At 69.9% G+C, this 18,976-nt stretch carries 18 protein-coding genes; 14 read left to right on the plus strand and 4 right to left on the minus strand.

Going from position 1 to position 18,976, the window contains the following annotated elements:
* Positions 1–31: 31 nt before the first annotated feature.
* The 9 genes from QM621_RS04170 to QM621_RS04210 all read left to right on the plus strand — a co-directional run bounded on the left by QM621_RS04170 (position 32) and on the right by QM621_RS04210 (position 10,208).
* On the plus strand, positions 32–751 hold the full coding sequence (locus QM621_RS04170; protein ID WP_414989100.1) for a sortase domain-bontaining protein: 720 nt from the start codon (positions 32–34) through the stop codon (positions 749–751).
* Positions 752–753: 2 nt separating this feature from the next.
* Positions 754–1,395: an orotate phosphoribosyltransferase gene (gene pyrE / locus QM621_RS04175; RefSeq protein ID WP_414989116.1), complete on the plus strand. Its 642-nt coding sequence runs from the start codon at positions 754–756 to the stop codon at positions 1,393–1,395.
* Positions 1,392–2,018, plus strand: a complete 627-nt coding sequence (locus tag QM621_RS04180) for a TrmH family RNA methyltransferase (protein WP_414989101.1) — start codon at positions 1,392–1,394, stop codon at positions 2,016–2,018. The genes pyrE and QM621_RS04180 overlap by 4 nt, the downstream gene beginning before the upstream one ends.
* 70 nt (positions 2,019–2,088) lie before the next feature.
* Positions 2,089–3,108 (plus strand): class II fructose-bisphosphate aldolase, encoded by a 1,020-nt coding sequence (gene fbaA / locus QM621_RS04185; RefSeq protein ID WP_414989102.1) that lies wholly within the window; start codon positions 2,089–2,091, stop codon positions 3,106–3,108.
* Positions 3,109–3,298: 190 nt separating this feature from the next.
* Positions 3,299–9,151, plus strand: coding sequence for a hypothetical protein (locus QM621_RS04190; protein WP_414989103.1), 5,853 nt, complete (start codon positions 3,299–3,301; stop codon positions 9,149–9,151).
* On the plus strand, positions 9,075–9,281 hold the full coding sequence (locus tag QM621_RS04195; RefSeq protein ID WP_414989117.1) for a FitA-like ribbon-helix-helix domain-containing protein: 207 nt from the start codon (positions 9,075–9,077) through the stop codon (positions 9,279–9,281). Before QM621_RS04190 ends, QM621_RS04195 begins: the two co-directional genes overlap by 77 nt.
* Positions 9,278–9,724 carry a type II toxin-antitoxin system VapC family toxin gene (locus QM621_RS04200; protein ID WP_414989104.1) on the plus strand — a complete coding sequence of 149 codons (447 nt, stop codon included), beginning with the start codon at positions 9,278–9,280 and terminating at the stop codon, positions 9,722–9,724. The genes QM621_RS04195 and QM621_RS04200 overlap by 4 nt, the downstream gene beginning before the upstream one ends.
* A 101-nt stretch (positions 9,725–9,825) precedes the next feature.
* Positions 9,826–10,002, plus strand: a complete 177-nt coding sequence (locus QM621_RS04205; protein ID WP_414989105.1) for a hypothetical protein — start codon at positions 9,826–9,828, stop codon at positions 10,000–10,002.
* Positions 9,999–10,208 carry a hypothetical protein gene (locus QM621_RS04210; RefSeq protein ID WP_414989106.1) on the plus strand — a complete coding sequence of 70 codons (210 nt, stop codon included), beginning with the start codon at positions 9,999–10,001 and terminating at the stop codon, positions 10,206–10,208. Before QM621_RS04205 ends, QM621_RS04210 begins: the two co-directional genes overlap by 4 nt.
* 3 nt (positions 10,209–10,211) lie before the next feature.
* Here QM621_RS04210 and QM621_RS04215 read toward each other — a convergent pair whose 3' ends face one another.
* Positions 10,212–10,694 (minus strand): TetR family transcriptional regulator, encoded by a 483-nt coding sequence (locus QM621_RS04215; RefSeq protein WP_414989107.1) that lies wholly within the window; start codon positions 10,692–10,694, stop codon positions 10,212–10,214.
* Positions 10,695–10,754: 60 nt separating this feature from the next.
* On the opposite strand from QM621_RS04215, the gene QM621_RS04220 reads away from it, so the two are divergent.
* Genes QM621_RS04220 through QM621_RS04230 form a run of 3 tightly spaced genes read left to right on the plus strand, consistent with a single transcriptional unit; the run spans position 10,755 to position 12,624 of the window.
* Complete coding sequence (locus QM621_RS04220) at positions 10,755–11,342, plus strand: biotin transporter BioY (protein WP_414989108.1); 588 nt, start codon at positions 10,755–10,757, stop codon at positions 11,340–11,342.
* A complete protein-coding gene (locus QM621_RS04225; protein ID WP_414989109.1) occupies positions 11,339–12,022 on the plus strand; it encodes an energy-coupling factor ABC transporter ATP-binding protein in 684 nt (227 codons plus the stop codon). The genes QM621_RS04220 and QM621_RS04225 overlap by 4 nt, the downstream gene beginning before the upstream one ends.
* Positions 12,019–12,624, plus strand: a complete 606-nt coding sequence (locus QM621_RS04230) for an energy-coupling factor transporter transmembrane component T family protein (protein WP_414989110.1) — start codon at positions 12,019–12,021, stop codon at positions 12,622–12,624. Before QM621_RS04225 ends, QM621_RS04230 begins: the two co-directional genes overlap by 4 nt.
* Before the next feature lie 91 nt (positions 12,625–12,715).
* Here the strand turns inward: QM621_RS04230 and QM621_RS04235 are convergent, their stop codons facing one another.
* The 3 genes from QM621_RS04235 to QM621_RS04245 all read right to left on the minus strand — a co-directional run bounded on the left by QM621_RS04235 (position 12,716) and on the right by QM621_RS04245 (position 15,701).
* Entirely contained in the window at positions 12,716–14,935 is a 2,220-nt protein-coding gene (locus QM621_RS04235) for an NADP-dependent isocitrate dehydrogenase (RefSeq protein ID WP_414989111.1), read from the minus strand.
* A 131-nt stretch (positions 14,936–15,066) separates the two neighbouring features.
* Positions 15,067–15,480 carry a PIN domain-containing protein gene (locus QM621_RS04240; RefSeq protein ID WP_414989112.1) on the minus strand — a complete coding sequence of 138 codons (414 nt, stop codon included), beginning with the start codon at positions 15,478–15,480 and terminating at the stop codon, positions 15,067–15,069.
* Positions 15,477–15,701, minus strand: a complete 225-nt coding sequence (locus QM621_RS04245) for a hypothetical protein (RefSeq protein WP_414989113.1) — start codon at positions 15,699–15,701, stop codon at positions 15,477–15,479. Before QM621_RS04245 ends, QM621_RS04240 begins: the two co-directional genes overlap by 4 nt.
* 515 nt (positions 15,702–16,216) lie before the next feature.
* Between QM621_RS04245 and QM621_RS04250 the strand changes: the two genes are divergently transcribed.
* A complete protein-coding gene (locus QM621_RS04250) occupies positions 16,217–16,561 on the plus strand; it encodes a hypothetical protein (protein WP_414989114.1) in 345 nt (114 codons plus the stop codon).
* A gap of 357 nt (positions 16,562–16,918) precedes the next feature.
* Positions 16,919–18,886: an acetate--CoA ligase gene (gene acs / locus QM621_RS04255; RefSeq protein WP_414989115.1), complete on the plus strand. Its 1,968-nt coding sequence runs from the start codon at positions 16,919–16,921 to the stop codon at positions 18,884–18,886.
* Positions 18,887–18,976 lie beyond the last annotated feature (90 nt).

The following is an 18,976-nucleotide window of genomic DNA, read 5'->3' on the forward strand; positions in this document are numbered from 1 at the left end:
CTCTTCGCGCATATGAGAGAATCGAGCCATTATGGCTGTGATCGACGCTCCCGAGAAACCGACCCCTCCGAAGTCCCGCAAGGCGCAGCGTCGTCGTAAGAAGAAGCCTCGCCGCCGCAGTCGCGTGCTGACCGCCATCGGCATGATCCTGGTGCTGGCGGGCCTGGGCTGCATCGGCTACGTCGCCTGGGAGCTGTACGGCACGAACATCGTCGCCGAGCGCAAGCAGGACGAGGCCAAGTCGCAGATCGCCGAGGACTGGGCGAACAACATCGACGGCGACGCCATCGGCCTGCTGCGCGTGCCCGCCTGGGGCAGCGACTACGAGATGCCGATCCTGCCGACCTTCAGCGCCGAGACCCTCACCAACGGGGTCGGCTGGTACGAGAAGAGCGCCCCTCCCGGAGAGGTCGGCAACTTCGTCATCGCCGGCCACGTCAGCGGCAACGGCGCGGTCTTCCGCCACCTCATCGAACTCACGGCCGGCGCGGAAGTCGTCATCGAGACGCGCACGCACGTCTACACCTACAAGCTCACCGACAACGGCAACGACATCCGCGTGCCGTTCACCGAGGGCTGGCCGATGTTCCCGGTGCCCGACCCGAACTCGCGCGGGGTGGAACCGACCGAGCGGATGATCACGATGATCACCTGCGCGGAGATGTTCCACACCGACGACCGGCGCGTGGTGCGCGGCGTGCTCGACACCGTCGAGGAGAAGCCCGCCGCAGCAGAGGCACCGGCCGCGTGACGCTGCGCGACTACGAGCGGGAGTTCGTCGAGTTCGCGCTCGACCTCGGCGTGCTGTCGTTCGGGGAGTTCACGCTGAAGTCGGGGCGCACCTCGCCGTACTTCTTCAACGCGGGCGGCTTCCGCACCGGGGCGGCGCTGGCCGGGCTCGGCCGGTTCTACGCCGACGCGATCATGGCGGCCAATCGTGAGTTCGACGTGCTGCTCGGCCCGGCCTACAAGGGCATCCCCATCGCGGCGGCGACCGCCGTGCAACTGTCGGAGCGCCACGGCCGCGACGTGCCCTGGTGCTTCAACCGCAAAGAGGCCAAGGACCACGGGGAGGGCGGCACCATCGTCGGTTCCCCCCTGGAAGGCCGGGTGATGGTCGTCGACGACGTCATCACGGCGGGCACCGCGATCCGCGAGGTCGCCGGGATCGTCGAGGCGGCGGGCGCGGAACTGGTCGGCGTGACCGTCGCGGTCGACCGGGCCGAACGCGGTCAGGGAGAGCTGTCGGCCATCGGCGAGGTGAAGCGCGACCTCGGCGTCACCGTCGACTCCATCGTCAGCCTCGACCAGCTCATCGCCTTCCTCGCCGAGACCGGCCAGCACGCCGAGCATCTGGAGGCCGTGCGGGCCTACCGCGCCGCCTACGGCGTGTGAGCGGGGAGCCCGAGGTCGGGGTCGGCCCGTGGGAAGGTCCGTGGCCCGAGGGCGACCACTACGACCCCGAGCTGCTGGCCGACGGCGACCGGCGCAATGTGGTCGACCGCTACCGCTACTGGCGCCACGACGCCATCGTCGCCGACCTCGACGCCCGGCGGCACCCGCTGCACGTGGTGATCGAGAACCTGCAGCACGACTTCAACATCGGCTCCATCGTGCGCACCGCCAACGCCTTCTGCGTCGCCGAGGTGCACATCGTCGGCAAACGTCGCTGGAACCGGCGCGGCGCGATGGTCACCGACCGCTACCAGCACATCCGCCACCATCCCGACGTCGCGTCGCTGCGGGCGTGGTCGGCCGAGGCGGGCGTGCCGCTGGTCGCCTTGGAGAACGGAGCCGGGTCGGAGCCGATCGAACGGGCCGCGCTGCCCCGCGAGGTCGCGCTGGTCTTCGGCCAGGAGGGTCCGGGGCTGTCGGCGGAGCTGCTGGCGGCCTGCGACCACACCGTGGCGATCAGCCAGTTCGGCTCGACCCGCTCGATCAACGTCGGCGCGGCCGCCGCCATCGCCATGCACGCCTGGGTCGCCCAGCACGCCGACCTTCCCGCCCCGCCGGGATGAGACTCCCGCCTTCGCCTGGAATACTGGCCCGCGACCGTCTTCATGACCTATCCGTGACCCAGGAGCCCTCATGCCCGTCGCCACTCCCGAGATCTACGCCGAGATGCTGGACAAGGCCAAGCGCGAGTCCTTCGCGTACCCGGCCATCAACGTCTCCAGCTCGCAGACGCTGAACGCCGCGCTGGCCGGTTTCGCCGAGGCCGAGTCCGACGGCATCATCCAGATCTCCACCGGCGGCGCCGAGTACCTGTCCGGCCCGACCGTCAAGGACATGGTCGCCGGCTCGCTGGCCTTCGCCGCGTACGCGCAGGAGGTGGCGAAGAACTACCCGGTCAACGTCGCGCTGCACACCGACCACTGCCCGAAGGACAAGCTCGACGGCTTCGTCCGTCCGCTGCTGGCCGCCTCGGCCGAGCGGGTCAAGGGCGGCGGCCTGCCCTACTTCCAGTCGCACATGTGGGACGGATCGGCGGTGCCTCTGCCTGAGAACCTGCAGATCGCGCAGGAGCTGCTGGCCGCCAGCGCCGCGGCGAACATCATCCTCGAGGTCGAGATCGGCGTCGTCGGCGGCGAGGAGGACGGCGTGGAGGCCGAGATCAACGACAAGCTCTACACCTCCCCCGAGGACGCGCTCGCGACGGTCGAGGCGCTCGGCCTGGGCGAGAAGGGCCGCTACCTGACCGCGCTGACCTTCGGCAACGTGCACGGCGTCTACAAGCCGGGCAACGTCAAGCTGCGCCCCGAGGTGCTGAAGAACGCCCAGGACGCCGTCGCCGAGAAGTTCGGCGCCGAGCGCGCCTTCGACTTCGTCTTCCACGGCGGGTCCGGCTCGCTGCCCGAGGAGATCTCGGCGGCCGTCGACTACGGCGTCGTCAAGATGAACATCGACACCGACACGCAGTACGCCTTCACCCGTCCGGTCGCCGGGCACATGTTCGGCAACTACGACGGCGTGCTCAAGGTCGACGGCGAGGTCGGGAACAAGAAGACCTACGACCCGCGCGCGTGGGGCAAGGCCGCCGAGGCCGGCATGGCAGCCCGCATCGTGCAGGCCTGCGCCGAGCTGCGGTCGGTCGGCGCCAAGCTCTGAGAACGGGCGTGAGGCCGCTCGGCCCTCCCGTCGGCGGACGGGAGGGCCGAGGGTGACGCCTCGGGTGAAAGCGGTGATGAAAAACCCGGCCGTTGACCTGAACGGCTGTGAGTGAGCTTTGAATAAGCAAAGATGGCGCTGTCCTCACAAGGGAGGTGGGGATGTCGCGCGTCTTTGAGGGAGCATCGCCATGCCCGCAGTTCCGAAGTTTTCCGTTCGTCAGGTCTCGTCACTCGGACGCGCGCTCGTCGGCGCCGTCGTCACGATCCTGATGGCCGGTCTGATGACCGTGGCCTCGATCGGCCAGGCGTCGGCCGGGACGGTGACGGTCGTCGTCACGCCCGTCGACGTCAGCAACGGCTCCGTCATCAGCTCCATCGCCGACGGGCAGCTCGGCCACCGAGTCACCTACCGCGTGCAGTACTCCTGCAACGACACGGCCTGCGCCGACGCCCAGGTGCAGATGTCGCCCTCGCAGCGCGACCCGAACAACCTCCTGCCCGCCGGGCGCTTCCTACTGCTCTACAACGGCTTCACGCCTCCGTCGGACCTGCCGAACGCCACCGTCTCGGGCACCGACACGACCGGCAAGGTCGTCCACCTCGGCGACCTGCCCGCCGGCGCCTCCGGCTCCTTCGACATCGTCTACGCCTTCGAGGGCCGCCACGGCTCCACCGCCCCCACCTCCGGCGACGACGTCCCGAACGGCGCGTTCTATCCGAACGGCTTCCAGATCGAGATGGACGCCACCATGTCCTCGGCCAACTCGGCCGCCTTCACCGCCTCGGCGCCGGACATCACCTGGAACATCGGCGCCCCGGCCACCCCCGTCGTCAACGTCGGGTCGCCGACGAGCATCCGCCCCGGCGAGAACATCGTCCAGCCGGTCTCGATGAATCCCGGGAACATGGGCATCTACAACCCCGGGTCGCGGATCAGCGGCCGCGGCGACACCCCGGCGGCGGGCAGCTACACCGTCGTCTACACCGCGCCGCCCGAGGCGACCATCGTGCCGACGTCGGCGCTGACCAACAGCGGCGCCGTCATCACCGGCAACACCATCACCTGGACCGTCGGCTCGGTCGCCGCCCCGGTCTACGGCGCCCGGGGCGGCTGGGGACGCAGTCCGAGCAGCGGCTTCTACGGCGGCCCGGCCGCGCCGCGCAACGTCGCCTCGGACCCGTCCACCGTCGCCACCTGGGCCGCCCGCAACGTCACGCTGACCTTCGACGGCACGCGGTTCGCCCAGGCCGACGCCAACGGCTGCAACTTCTCCGCCCCGGTCACCAGCACCGTCAGCGCGACCGTCACCTACCTCGACGCCGCCAAGACCACCAAGACCGCCAACAACTCGGTCACCTCGAACGTGGCCTGCTGGGACGCCTTCGGCGGCATGCACGCCGACAAGGTCATCAGCAACACGCGGGCCGACGGAGCCGTCTCCAACAGCCCCGTCGTCAGCGCGGTGAACGTGCCGGGACCGGGCCAGCCCGACCGGGTCAACGCCCACTACTGGAACGTGCGCGTCTCCAACCGCGGCAACATGCCCGCCGTCGCGACGATCACCGACAACGCCCTGTCGCACGACCACATCAAGACCACGATCCTGCGCGCGGCCGGCGTGGGCATGACGCTCAACTACACGCTCAACACCGGCGCCACCGGCACCACGACGGTCGCCGCCAACACCAACTTCACCGCGCAGACGGGCACCTGGTTCACCGGCGTCACCGCCACCACCGAGCCCATCCCCGCCGTCCGCATCCAGCCGACCGACACCGGGGACTCGTGGGCACAGCTGGTGGGCTACTTCACCGTCGACAACGGCGCGGTCGACCACCTCGGCGAGGACCGTCTCAACACCGCCACCGTGTCGATGACCTACCCCGGCTTCGGCGGGACCGGACAGCCGCCGATCTACCAGCCGTGGGCCACGGGCACCCCGGTGGCCGACCGGACGCCGCTCGCTCAGCCGATCACGGCGAACGTCCAGCACACGGCCCGCTACACCCGGGCGGTGCCCAACCTGGCCGCCAGCTTCACCGAGGCGCCGACCGTGGTCGGCGGCGGCGCCCTGGAGCCCGGCAAGGAGGTCAGCTTCTCCATGCGCGGCGCGACCGGCGAGGTGTGGCCCGGCACCCAGATCACGCCGCAGCTGGCCTTCCTCGCGCCGGCCGGCTGGGAGATCCTCCCCGACTCGGCCTCCGTCGCGGGCGGTCCGGCGGGCATCACCTACGAGTACCGCACCGCCACCGTCGGGGGACAGTCGCGTCAGGTGGTCGTCGCCACCTGGCCCGGCCCCATCACGCCGAGCGTGACCGGCCTGGAGAACTGGCCGACCCTGACCGTGCGCGCCACGCCCGGCCCCACCGCCTCGACGGCTGTCAACGGCGCGGTCGCGCAGGTGCTGGCCTACGACGAGGGCAGCGGGGCGGACGCGTGGAAGACCAACGTCGGGCAGAACTTCCAGACCGCCCGCGGCCAGGTCAACGCGAACGGCTCCGACACCAACGACGTCGACGGCGACGGCGTCACCGCCGAGGCCGTCGCCCTCGGCAACGCCTCCCCGTTGACGGTCAGCAGCGCCCCGGCCATCCGCACGTCCAAGGAGATCTGCGTCCCGGACGCGAACGCGGCCGACGGCTGCGCCTGGACCAGCAGCCCCGCCCAGCAGGCGCTGATCCCGGCGAACGCGACCAACGTGAAGTACCGCCTCACCATCACCAACTCCGGCACCCAGGCGCTGCCCGACGCCGTGGCCTACGACGTGCTGCCGTACGCCGGCGACACCACCTTGGTCACCGGCGCCAGCCGAGGATCGCAGTTCAGCCTGACGCTGAACGGCCTGGACCCCGTCGCGCACCCCCTGGGCGCGACACCCGGACTCGCGCTCGCCTACTCCGCGTCGAACAACCCGTCGCGCCCGGAGATGGCCCCGTCCAGCACGGGCGACCCCGCCTCCACCTGGGACACCGACATCGTCGGCAAGAAGGCGATGCGCCTCACCCTGATCAGCGCGCTCGCGCCCGGCGCCTCCCGCAGCGTCACCTTCAGCACGACCGTGCAGTCGGGGGCGCAGGCGGACCAGATCGCCTGCAACACCATGGCCGTCGACTCGTCGCTGACCCTGCCGGCCGAGCCCTCGCGCGTGTGCCTGCGGCTGACCGAGGCCGACCTGGCCGTCGACCTCGACATGGCCGGCGAGCCGGCGCTGTACCCGTCGACCGACCGTGACATCCACTATTCAGTCGAGAACCTCGGCGGCAGCGACGAGGCGCCGGCCGAGGTGACGGTCGAGCTGCCGGAGCACACTCGGCTGCGGGCGCTGCCCGACCCGGCGGCGACCGGCTGGTCGTGCTCGGTCGTCGGCGGCGGCACGCCCCCGGTCGACGCTCCGGCGAGCCTGACCTGCACGCCGGTCCAGGCCGACGGGACCACTGCCCGGCCGATCGTCGAGGGCGCGCCCTCGCGCCTGTCGATCCCGGTCACCGTGCTCGGCTCGGCGCTGGGCGAAGGCGACGAGCTGTGCTTCCCCGCGTCGGTGACCGGTCCGCTGCTCGATCAGAATCCCGGCAACAACGACACCACGGGCTGCTGGGCGCTGGCCGAGCCGCCGCTGCCGGTGATCGAGGTCGCCAAGGACTGGGAGTTCGCTCCCGGCGGCGACCTCGTCACCCCCGGCGAGGTCGACGCCGGCGACACGGTGCGGTACACCTTCACCGTCGCCAACACCGGCGACGACACCGCCTACGACGTCTCGGTCAACGACGACCTGCCCGGCCTGTCGGCCGTCGCTCCGGCGTCGGTGGACGAGATCGACGGCAACGGCGGCACAGCGGCCTTCACCGCCACCTACACCGTGACGGCCGACGACGCGGTGGCCCAGTGGGTGCGCAACGACGCGAGCGCGACCTTCACCCCGCCGACCCCGCCCGGCGGCACGCAGCCGCCACCGGTGACCTCGGCGACGTCCAACCTGGTGGAGATCCCGGTCGTGACGGCGCTGCCGGAGGTCGAGGTGACCAAGTCGGTCGACGTCGGCTCGGGAACCCAGCTGACCGAGGGCCAGACCGTCACCTACACGCTGACCTTCGAGAACACCGGGCACGTCCCGGCGCCGCTGGACCACACCGACCATCTGGGCGGCGTGCTCGACGACGCCGACGTGGCCGTGACCGGCGGCACGAACGGCGCGACCGGCACGCTGAACGGCCAGACGCTGGAGGTGGGCGGGACCATCGCGCCGGGCGACACCGCGACGGTCGCCTACACCGCGACGGTGCGTCCGTTCGCGCAGCGCGGCGACTCGGAGCTGGAGAACTTCGTGACCCCGGACGGCGAGCAGCCGCCGACCTCCTGCGCGCCGTCGAGCGACCTGTGCACGGTCAACGCCGTGCCGCACCTGACAGTGACGAAGGTCGCCAGCCCGGTGACCGGCACGTCGGTGGCCGAGGGCGATCCGATCACCTACACGATCACCTTCCGCAACGCGGGCGGCGGCACGACGCCGGTGGACCACAACGAGTGGATCAGCGGACTGCTCGACGACGCCGACCTGATCGACGGCCCGCACGCGAGCGGCGGCGTGGACGTCCAGCGTTTCGGCGCGGCGGGCTTCGGCACGCTGGCCGCCCACCTTCCGGCCTGGCTGGAGATCACCGGCGACCTCGACTCCGGCGAGAGCGGCACCGTCATCTACACCGTGCGGACGAAGCCCTTCGCGCAGCATGAGGACAGCGTGTTGGAGACCTTCCTCGTCCCGGCCGGGACCGACCCGGCCGCGGCGTGCGCAGAGGAGGACGACCCGTTGTGCACGGAGCATCTGGTGCGTCACCTGACCGCCACGAAGACGGTCGACCCGGCCTCGGGCACGGCGGTCGAGCCCGGCGACGAGCTCGCCTACACGCTCGGCTTCACCAGCGACGGCACCGCCCCGGTCGACGTCGACATGGTCGACCATCTGGCCGGCGTGCTCGACGACGCCGACCTGACCGTTCCCCCGACCGCCGACGCCGACCTGGTGACGGTCACGCCCGACGACAATCGGATCAGCGTCACCGGCACCTTGGCCGCAGGCGCGTCCGACACGGTCAGCTATGGCGTCCAGGTCAAGGACCGCGACGCCTTGGGCGACCAGACGCTCGGCAACTTCCTGCTGGCCACAGGGGCTCAGCCGCCGTCGAACGGCGCCTGCGACCCGACGTCGACGCTCTGCACCGCGAACCCGGTCGTCGGCGACGTCAGCGTCGAGAAGTCGGTCGACGCCGACGGCCCGGTCCACGCCGGCGACATCGTCACCTACACGCTGACGATCGCCAACAGCGGCGACAACGACGGCCGCGTCGACTACGTCGACGACCTGTCGCAGGTGCTCGACGACGCCGCCTTCGGCCGGGTGGTCGACGTCGGCGGCCTCACGGTCGAGCGCGACGGCGAGTCGCTGCGGGTCAGCGGCTCGCTGCCGGGGCAGGAGAGCACGCAGGTCTCCTACACCGCGCACGTGCTGCCCGACGGCCAGCGGGGCGACTCCGAGCTGATGAACGGCGTCGTCGTCAACGGCGCGCCGCCGATCACGACCTGCGAGGACGGCGACGCGACCTGCACGGTCACGAAGGTCGAGCCGACCGACCCCCCGTCGGGGCTGCTGCCGACGACCGGTCTGACCGTGAGCCGGTGGCTCGCGGCCTTCGGCCTGCTGTTGATGATGATCGGCACCGGCGTGCTCCATCGGCTGCGGCTGCGTCGCCGTCGGAAAAAGATTTCCCGTGAACCGCGTCATCGTCGCGCCGCTCACTCGTCTCTCCTCCAAAGGGAGCAACGGACGTCCACGAGGTCCGGCGCGCTGTGGTGGTCAGCCCGCCGGACCGTCCGTCGCTCCCTTTTCACGCGCCTCCTGCGGCTGTCCCTCGACCGGAAGCTAGCGTCAGCGGTAGCATCGCCATGTGACCGCCCTGCACATCCGCGACGTGCCCGACGAGACCGTAGCCGCCATCAAAGAGCGCGCGGCCAGACGCGGCCACTCGGTCCAGCAAGAGGTGCGTGAAGCCCTGGACCGTCTTGCCGCCGAGCCCCTCCCCGCGCGCCGACGCCGCCCTCTCCGGCTCACCCTGGCCACCACCGGCACCGCTGGCACATGGAGTCGCGACGAGCTCTATGGCGACGACGAGCGATGAGCCCCTCCGCTCCGTCGTGCCTGCTCGACACCAATGTCCTCCTCGCCGCCACGGACACCTCCCGGCGAACGCACCGCGCCGCGCTCGACCTCCTGAACGACGACCCCCGCGCCCACTGCGTGACTCCACAGATCGTCCGCGAGTACCTCGCCGTCAGCACCCGCCCTGTCGAGGCCAACGGCTTGGGCCTGAGCCCCCAGACCGCGACTAACAACCTCGACGAGCTCCTCCTCGACATGACGCTGTTGCCAGAGGACGCGCGCACGACTGCGCGGCTCACCCACCTCGTCCGCGACGGACACGCTCTCAGCCGTCAGGTCCACGACGCCAACATCGCGGCCTCGGCGCTCGCTCATGCGGTCCCGGTCATCGTCACCGACAACGACCAGCACTTCCGCCGCTTCTCCGATCTCGTCACCATCGAGACGCTCAGCCGCAGATGATGGCAAGGTCGCTGGCCTGACGGTGCGACGGTCCGTCCGGTCGGTCGCCGCCACACAGACCGGCCAGATCATCGCGCTCCGAGGACGCCGACGTTCCGTACGTGTTCGCGACCGCCGTCTTCCAGGCCTCGATCCGCAAGCAGCTCTCCGACGCCACGGCCGCGTTCCACGAGTCACGACGCCCTCTGCCCGACCTCGAACTCATCACCGACTCTCCCGCCTCGTCCTGGCGCGAGTGGCTCCTGCGGGTGGGCCTCGCCGCCCGAAGCGGCCCATGATCGTCGTGCTCGACGAGTTCCCCTGGATGACGAGCGCCGACAGCGTCGAAGTGGACGCCGTCGCCACCACCCACGAGACGACCTCGCTCGTCGGCACGGTCAAGTGGCGCGCCCGAGGCGGGGTCACCTCCGTGGAACTCGACCAGTTGCGCCGCCACCGCGACCGTGTTCCTCGCGCCGACGACCTGCTCGCCGCCTGGCGTTGACGCTCAGCCGCAGATGATGGCGAGGCCGCGGGCGAAGGAGGCGTCGAGGTCGGGGTCGGCCTCGATCACGCCGAGGTTGCTGGCCTGGCGGTGCAGCTGGGTGGCCTGGGTGTGCCCGACGACGTAGATCCACAGCGTGCGGGCGAGGTCGGGGCTGGAGCGGCGGGCGAGGTCGGCCTCCAGATCGGAGACGCCGAGACGGAAGGCCGAGGCGGTCGCGACGACCTCGGCGCCGTCGCGCAGGGTCAGCATCGCGGCGCGCAGGTCGTGGGCGAAGGCGATCAGATCGTCGCCGACTTCCACCTCGCGGACGATACGCGCGGCCATGTGCGCCAACAGCGTCTGCTTGTCCTTGACGTGGTGGTACAGCGCGCTCGGCTGCACCCCCAACTCCCCCGCGACGCGGCGCATCGAGCAGAACTCCAGGCCGTAACGGTCGAGCACGCGCAGCGCGCCGGAGATCACGTCGTCGAGGCTGTGGGCCATACGGCCACTCTATCGAGTAACCTGAACGATGTTCAGGTGAACACCATTCAGGAGGCCCCTATGACCACCCCGACCACCCAGCGTCGTTTCCTCACCAGCACCGACCTGGCGCTCATCGCCACCTTCGCCGCGATTCTCGCCGTGGTCTCACCCTTCTCGGCCACCATCTTCGGCGCCGCCAGCGGCACGCCCACCACCCTGCAAATGTTCGCGGTGTTCCTGGCCGGCGCCGTGCTCGGGCCTCTTCGAGGCTTCCTGTCCGTGGTGCTCTACCTCGCCATCGGCATCGCCGGCCTGCCAGTGTTCGCCGGCGGCGCCGCGGGCCTGGCTCCTTTCTCGACTCAAACCTCCGGCTATCTGCTGACTTTTCCGCTCGCCGCCGCCGCCATCGGCTTCGCAGCCCAGTACGCGATCCGACGCGACTCCCGCTTCACCGAACTGCTCGTCGTGCTCGGCGGACTCGTCGGTGAACTGGTCGTGACGCTGGCCGGCGCTCTCAGCATCGCCCTGTTCTTCAAGGTGTCCTATAGCCAGGGATTGGCCTGGGCGGCCCCCTTCGTCCCCATCGACCTGTTCAAGCTCGCCATCGCGGTCGTGGTGGCCATGGCCGTCCACCGAGCCTTCCCGCAGTTGCTCAGCCGCCAGTGATCGAGCTGGTCGACGTCGGCGTCACGGCCCCCGACGGACAGACAGCGATCCTGACCGACGTCAACGGAGTCTGGTCGGAGCAGCGCATCGCCCTCATCGGCGCGAACGGATCGGGCAAGTCGACGCTGGCTCGTCTCGTCAACGGACTGGTGAGGCCCACGACCGGTCGCGTCATCGTCGACGGCCTCGACGTCGCTGAGCACACAGTGGCGGTGCGCAAGAAGGTGGGCTTCTGTTTCACCGATCCGTCAGCGCAATTCGCGATGCCCACAGCCATCGAAGACGTCGCCCTGTCGCTGCGCCGCGCATACCCCCGCCGGGCGGAGCGCCACGACGCCGCTCTGGCGATCCTGGATCGTTATGGTCTCGCCCATCGGGCGGAGGTGAGCGTGCACGCGCTGTCAGGCGGACAAAAACAACTGCTCGCGCTCGCCGGCGTGCTGGCGATCGAACCGGCCATCGTCGTGGCCGACGAGCCGACCACATTGCTCGACCTGAGCAATACGCGCCGCGTCGCAGAAGTCCTCTTCGGCCTCGACCAGCAACTGATCGTGGCCACCCACGACCTCGCGCTCGCGGCGCGCTGCGAACGCGGCATCGTCGTCAGTGACGGTCGGATCGCCTTCGACGGACCCGCCGACGACGCGGTCGCCCACTACATGTCCACGGTCGGCCCATGACACCTGTCTTAAGTGTCTATCGTCCTGGGACGACTCTGCTGCATCGGCTTCCCGCGGGTCCGAAACTCGCCGCACTGTTCGGCTATGGCGTGTTCGTGGTCTGGTTGAGCGGACCCTGGCCAACCGTGACGACCGTCGGCGTGTCGCTGGCGATGGCGCTCTCCGCCCGCCTGCCCCTCCGCGATCTGGTCGGGGGCTTGCGTCCCTTCGCCATCATGGCGGCTCTGATCGTGGCGTTTCAATGGTGGCAGCGCGGCTGGCCAGTCGCAGTCGAGGTCGCGGCGACGGTGCTGGCGCTGGTCATCGCGGCTGTCACGTTCACCGCGACCACCCGAGTCGACGCCATGCTGGACGCACTCGTGCGTGGTCTCGGCCCTTTTCGTCGTATCGGCGTGCGTCCCGAGCGAGTCGCCTTGACGATCTCGCTCACGCTGACGTCCATCCCTCGCATCGCTCAGATCGCCGCCGAGACACGTGACGCCGCCCGTGCCCGTGGGATCGAACGATCCCCCCGGGCGTGGCTCACACCGATGGCGATCCGCGCCGTCGCCCATGCCCACCACCTCGGCGACGCCCTCGCCGCCCGCGGCCTCGACGACTAGCCCTCTCACCAGATTTGCGCCAAGTTCAACCGAATCCCTGACGGGAAAAGGTTGAACTTGGCGCAAATCTGGAAGAGACGCGACCCAGAGATCAGGCGAGGGTGGTGAGGGCCTGGTTGAGGGTGGCGGAGGGGCGCATGACGGCGGACGCCTTCTCGACGTCGGGCTGGAAGTAGCCGCCGATGTCGGCCGGGGAGCCCTGGACGCCGATCAACTCGGCGACGATGGCCTCCTCGTTCGACGCGAGCGCCTCGGCGAGCGGGGCGAAGGCGGCGGCCAGGTCGGCGTCGTCGGTCTGCGCGGCCAGCTCCTGCGCCCAGTACAGGGCGAGGTAGAAGTGGCTGCCCCGGTTGTCGATCGTGCCGAGCTTGCGGCCCGGCGAGCGGTCGTTGTCGAGGAAGGAGCCGGTGGCCCGGTCGAGCGTGTCGGCCAGGACCTGCGCCCGCGCGTTGTCGGTCGTCTGCGCCAGGTGCTCGAAGCTCACCGCGAGCGCCAGGAACTCACCGAGGGAGTCCCAGCGCAGGTAGTTCTCCTCGACCAACTGTTGGACGTGCTTGGGAGCCGAGCCGCCCGCGCCCGTCTCGAACAGGCCGCCGCCGTTGATCAGCGGGACCACCGACAGCATCTTCGCACTCGTGCCGAGCTCGAGGATCGGGAACAGGTCGGTGTTGTAGTCGCGCAGCACGTTGCCGGTGACGCTGATCGTGTTCAGGCCCTGGCGGATGCGCTCGACCGACAGCTTCGTCGCCTCGACCGGCGAGAGGACGCGGATGTCGAGGCCCTCGGTGTCGTGCTCGGGCAGGTACGCCTCGACCTTGGCGATGAGGTTGCGGTCGTGGGCGCGCTCGGGGTCGAGCCAGAACACCGCCGGGTCGCCGGTGGCGCGGGCGCGGGTGACGGCGAGCTTGACCCAGTCGCGGATCGGCACGTCCTTGGTCTGGCAGGCGCGCCAGATGTCACCGGCCTGGACCGCGTGCTCGATCAGCACATCACCGGCGGCGTTGACGACGCGCACGGTGCCGTCGGCCGGCACCTCGAAGGTCTTGTCATGACTGCCGTACTCCTCGGCCTTCTGCGCCATAAGACCGACGTTCGGGACGGTGCCCATCGTGGCCGGGTCGTAGGCGCCGTTGGCCTTGCAGTCGTCGATGACGGCCTGGTAGACGCCCGCGTAGGACGAGTCGGGGATGACCGCGATCGTGTCGGCCTCCTCGCCGTCCGGGCCCCACATGTGGCCCGACGTGCGGATCATGGCCGGCATCGAGGCGTCGACGATGACGTCGCTCGGCACGTGCAGGTTGGTGATGCCCTTGTCGGAGTTGACCATCGCCAGCTCCGGGCCGTCGGCCAGCTCGGCGTCGAAGGACGCCTTGATCTCCGCGCCGTTCGGCAGCGCGTCGAGGCCGGCCAGAATGCCGCCGAGGCCGTCGTTGGGGCTCAGGCCCGCGGCGTCGAGGTCGGCGCCGAAGGTCTCGAAGGTCTTCGGGAAGAAGGCGCGCACGACGTGGCCGAAGATGATCGGGTCGGAGACCTTCATCATGGTGGCCTTGAGGTGGACGCTGAACAGGACGCCCTCGGCCTTGGCGCGGGCGATCTGCTCGGTCAGGAACGAACGCAGCGCGGCGACGTCGAGGTAGGTGCCGTCGACGACCTCGCCGGCGATGACCGGCAGCGACTCCAGCAGCACGGTGGTCGCGCCGTCGGCGCCGACCAGCTCGATGCGCAGGGTGTCGTCGGCCTCGAGAACGACCGACTTCTCGTTGGCGCGGAAGTCACTGGCGCCCATCGTGGCGACGGCCGTCTTGGAGTCGGCGGTCCAGGCGCCCATGCGGTGCGGGTGCTGCTGGGCGTAGCGCTTGACCGAGGCGGGCGCGCGGCGGTCGGAGTTGCCCTCGCGCAGGACGGGGTTGACCGCCGAGCCCTTGACCTTGTCGTAGCGGGCGCGGACGTCGCGCTCGGCGTCGGTCTGCGGGTCCTCGGGGTAGTCCGGGAGCGCGTAGCCCTGGCTCTGCAGCTCGGCGACGGCGGCCTTGAGCTGCGGCACCGAGGCCGAGATGTTCGGCAGCTTGATGATGTTGGCCTCGGGGCGCTTGGCCAGGTCGCCGAGCTCGGCGAGGGCGTCGTCGACGCGCTGCTCCTCGGTGAGGTGCTCGGGGAACGAGGCGATGATGCGACCGGCGAGCGAGATGTCGCGGGTCTCGACGTTCACACCCGCGGTCTGGGCGTAGGCCCGGATGATCGGAAGGAATGAGTGCGTCGCCAACGCCGGCGCCTCGTCGGTGTGGGTGTAGATGATCGTCGGATCGGCCACGGTGTCTCCGTTTCGCGGGCAAGATTGTTTGATGTCAAAATATCCCATCGCGGGGCGCGCCACACGGTGCGACCCACAGGTCCACCGTGGCGCCTTCCGCCCCGACTGTCGAGTAACACTCGATGAATAACTCAGGCTCGTTCGACCGACACGCCTGGCAGGTCGCCCGCCAGGGCGGTGAGGTCGGCGACGTCGCCGGTGGCGATCACGGCGTCGCGAGCGCTCAAGGCGACCGCCACCACCGTGGCGTCGACGTGGTCCGCCGACCCGCGACCGGCGCGCGCCAACACGTGACCGGTGATCCGTGCCAACGCCCGTGTCGTGTCGACGACCTCGATCCCGCTGTAGCGCCCCAGGCAGGAGTCGACCACCTGATCGTGGCGCCCTCCCCGGTACTGCTCAGCCAACACCGCCGCCGGGACAAGGACGTCGGCCTCCGCTTCCACTGCGGCCACGAGCGCCGCGTGGACAGCGCCGGGGGAACGACCGGATCGACTCCGCGCCAACTGGGACAACGCCTCGGAGTCCAACACCAAGGCCGTCATCCGAACGCCTTCCGAAACCGCTCCACCTCAACCGGATCGGGCCGGCCGAACTCCTGATTGAGCTCCTCCACGAAGGACGCCAGCGCCGCCCGCCGCGAACGCCGCTTCAACTCCTCCCTCAGGATCGCGTTGACCGTGGCAGAGAGCGCTCCCGGATCGTCGCCGAAGGACTCGATCACATCCGGGTCAAGCGTCAAGGTCTTACGAACTTTGGTACTCATACTGACATCATATTGTGGTATCCCGTCAGGAAAACCCATCTCGGCTCTCACGACCGACATGGATGACGGTCCGGGCACGGAGGCGGGGCGGCGCGGCGCTCGTCATCCAGCCCGCCTCTGCGGAGCGTGCTTCTCGGCTTCGCCCTCATGACCAGCGTCTCCCTGCTGACCAAAGCCCGGCCTCAGGTCATGATCGACCGCGCCTTCGCCGGACTCCACGCCCTGGAAAACTGACGATCACTCCATCAAGCCTGTGGAAAACCGTCCTGCCTCCACACGCCCCGCTTAACCTGAACCACATGCCCGAAGCCCCGCATGCGTGGATCGACGAGTCAGTCCACGTCAACGGGCCACACCAGGGTTTCTACGTTCTCGCGGCAAGCCCGGCCCCACCGTCGCGTGTCGACTCACTGAGTTCCACCCTCCGGGGATTCGTCGTCAATCCGACCGGCCGCCTCCATTGGAACGACGAGACAGCACGAACCCGACGACGCACGGTCGACACGATCTCAGCCATGGACCTCGTCCACCTCGCGGTCGTCACGCCCGCCGACGGCAAACGCCAGGAGCGCGCTCGGCGCAAATGCCTCGAACGTCTCCTCCGTGAACTCAACCATCGCGGTGTCACTCACGCGTGGATCGAGTCACGACCAGGTCATCTCGACGCCGAAGACCGAGCCATGGTTGCCGCGCTCATCGGCGCCCATGTCATCCCGACCTCGTTCCGCGTCGGATTCATCCGTCCCCTCGACGAACCGATGCTGTGGCTTCCCGACGCCATCGCCGGACTCGCCGCCGACCAGCGCGCTGGCGGGTCACGCTCTCGCGACGAGAGCGTCTACCCGCGAATCGACGTCTGAGCAGAACTGCGTCAGAAAACGCCGAGGCCGACTCCCGTCATACGGCGGGGGTCCGGCCTCCGCTTCCCACTCCCCCGTAGGGGCGGGCGATACCTCGACCCTACCCACCAGCCGACACCACTGGCAAGCCACCGATCCACAACCCCGCCGAAGAAGTCAAGACGGATCGGATCGCGGCCTCGCGACCGTCTCGATCCCGCTGGACTCTTCCTCAGCTGGGCCGGGTGCCGTGACGTCCAGCGAGAAGGGCAGCCAGGAGCACTTCGTCGAACCGGAGGCCCGGCGGGCCGCCACCTTTGCGCCACCCCGAAGGTCCACAATGTGAGGCGGGCCACTACGACTACACAGGAGAACGTCGTGACTGACGAGACCATCAGCAACCTCGCGCACGAGGACCGTGTGTTCGCGCCGCCGGCCGAACTGGCCGCGCAGGCCAACTTCACCGCCGCGACCTACGAGCGCGCCGCCGCCGACCGCCTCGGCTTCTGGAGCGAGCAGGCCGAGCGGCTGACCTGGGCCGAGCCCTTCACCGACGTGCTCGACTGGTCGAACCCGCCGTTCGCGAAGTGGTTCGTCGGCGGCAGGCTCAACGTCGCCTACAACTGCGTCGACCGGCACGTCGAGAACGGCCTCGGCGACAAGGTCGCCTTCCACTTCGTCGGCGAGCCCGGCGACACCCGCGACCTCACCTACGCCGATCTCAAGGACGAGGTGAGCCGCGCGGCCAACGCCATCGCCGGCCTCGGCGTCGAGGCCGGCGACCGGGTCGCCATCTACCTGCCGATGATCCCCGAGGCGGTCGTCGCGATGCTCGCCTGCGCGCGCCTCGGCGCCCCGCACACGGTCGTCTTCGGCGGCTTCTCCTCCGACGCCCTGGCCAGCCGGGTCGAGGACTGCGGCGCGAAGCTCGTCATCACCGCCGACGGCGGCTACCGTCGCGGCGCGCCGAGCGCCCTCAAGCCCGCCGTCGACGAGGCGCTGGCGAAGCTGGGCGAGTCCAGCCCGGCCGAGCATGTGTTGGTCGTGCGGCGCACCGGCCAGGACACCGACGTCGTGGAGGGCCGCGACCTCTGGTGGCACGACGTGGTCGACAGCGCCTCGGCCGAGCACACCCCGGAGGCCTTCGACGCCGAGCACCCGCTGTACGTCATGTACACCTCGGGCACGACCGGCAAGCCGAAGGGCATCCTGCACACCTCCGGCGGCTACCTCGTGCAGTCGGTGACGACCTTCCACGGCACCTTCGACCACAAGCCCGACGACGTCTACTGGTGCACCGCCGACATCGGCTGGGTCACCGGCCACTCCTACATCGTCTACGGGCCGACGGCGGCGGGCGCGACGCAGGTGCTCTACGAGGGCACGCCGGACACCCCGCACAAGGGCCGCTGGTGGGAGATCATCGCCGACAAGAAGGTGACGATCTTCTACACCGCGCCGACCGCCGTGCGCACCTTCATGAAGTGGGGGCGTCAGATCCCCGCCGAGCACGACCTGTCCAGCCTGCGGCTGCTGGGGTCGGTCGGCGAGTCGATCAACCCGGAGGCGTACGTCTGGTACCGCGACAACATCGGCGGCGGCCGCACCCCCATCGTCGACACGTGGTGGCAGACCGAGACCGGCGCGCACATGATCACCCCGCTGCCGGGCGTCACGCACGCGAAGCCGGGGTCGGCAATGGTCGCCTTCCCCGGGGTCAGCGTCGACGTGGTGGACGACGCGGGCGAGTCGGTGCCGAACGGCTCGGGCGGCTACCTCGTGGTCACCGAGCCGTGGCCGTCGATGCTGCGCACCATCTGGGGCGACGAGCAGCGCTACGTCGACACCTACTGGTCGCGCTGGCCGGGCGTGTACTTCGCCGGGGACGGCGCGAAGAAGGACGAGGACGGGGCGATCTGGCTGCTGGGCCGCGTCGACGACGTGATGAACGTGTCGGGCCACCGCCTGTCGACCACGGAGATCGAGTCGGCGCTGGTGTCGCACCCGAGCGTCGCGGAGGCGGCGGTCGTCGGGGCGAGCGACGACGTGACGGGGCAAGCGGTGGTGGCGTTCGTGATCCTGCGCGAGTCGGCCGGCGACAGGGCTGACGACGACGAGGCCATCACGGCGTTGCGGAACCACGTCGCCCAGGAGATCGGCCCGATCGCCAAACCGCGTCAGATCATGGTCGTGCCGGAGTTGCCGAAGACGCGTTCGGGCAAGATCATGCGCCGCCTGCTGCGCGACGTCGCCGAGAACCGCGAGGTCGGGGACGCCACCACCCTGGCCGACTCCTCGGTCATGGACCTCATCACCGCCGGCCTCACCCGCCCCTCCGACGACTGACGCCCCCGCCAAGGCGGTGAGTTGTCCACCTTTCAAGTGTCGTCGGCGTCTGGTCCACCGTATGTGGGCGCAAAACGTGGGCCAGACACC

This window comes from Aeromicrobium sp., assembly GCF_047606445.1.
Taxonomy (GTDB): domain Bacteria; phylum Actinomycetota; class Actinomycetes; order Propionibacteriales; family Nocardioidaceae; genus Aeromicrobium.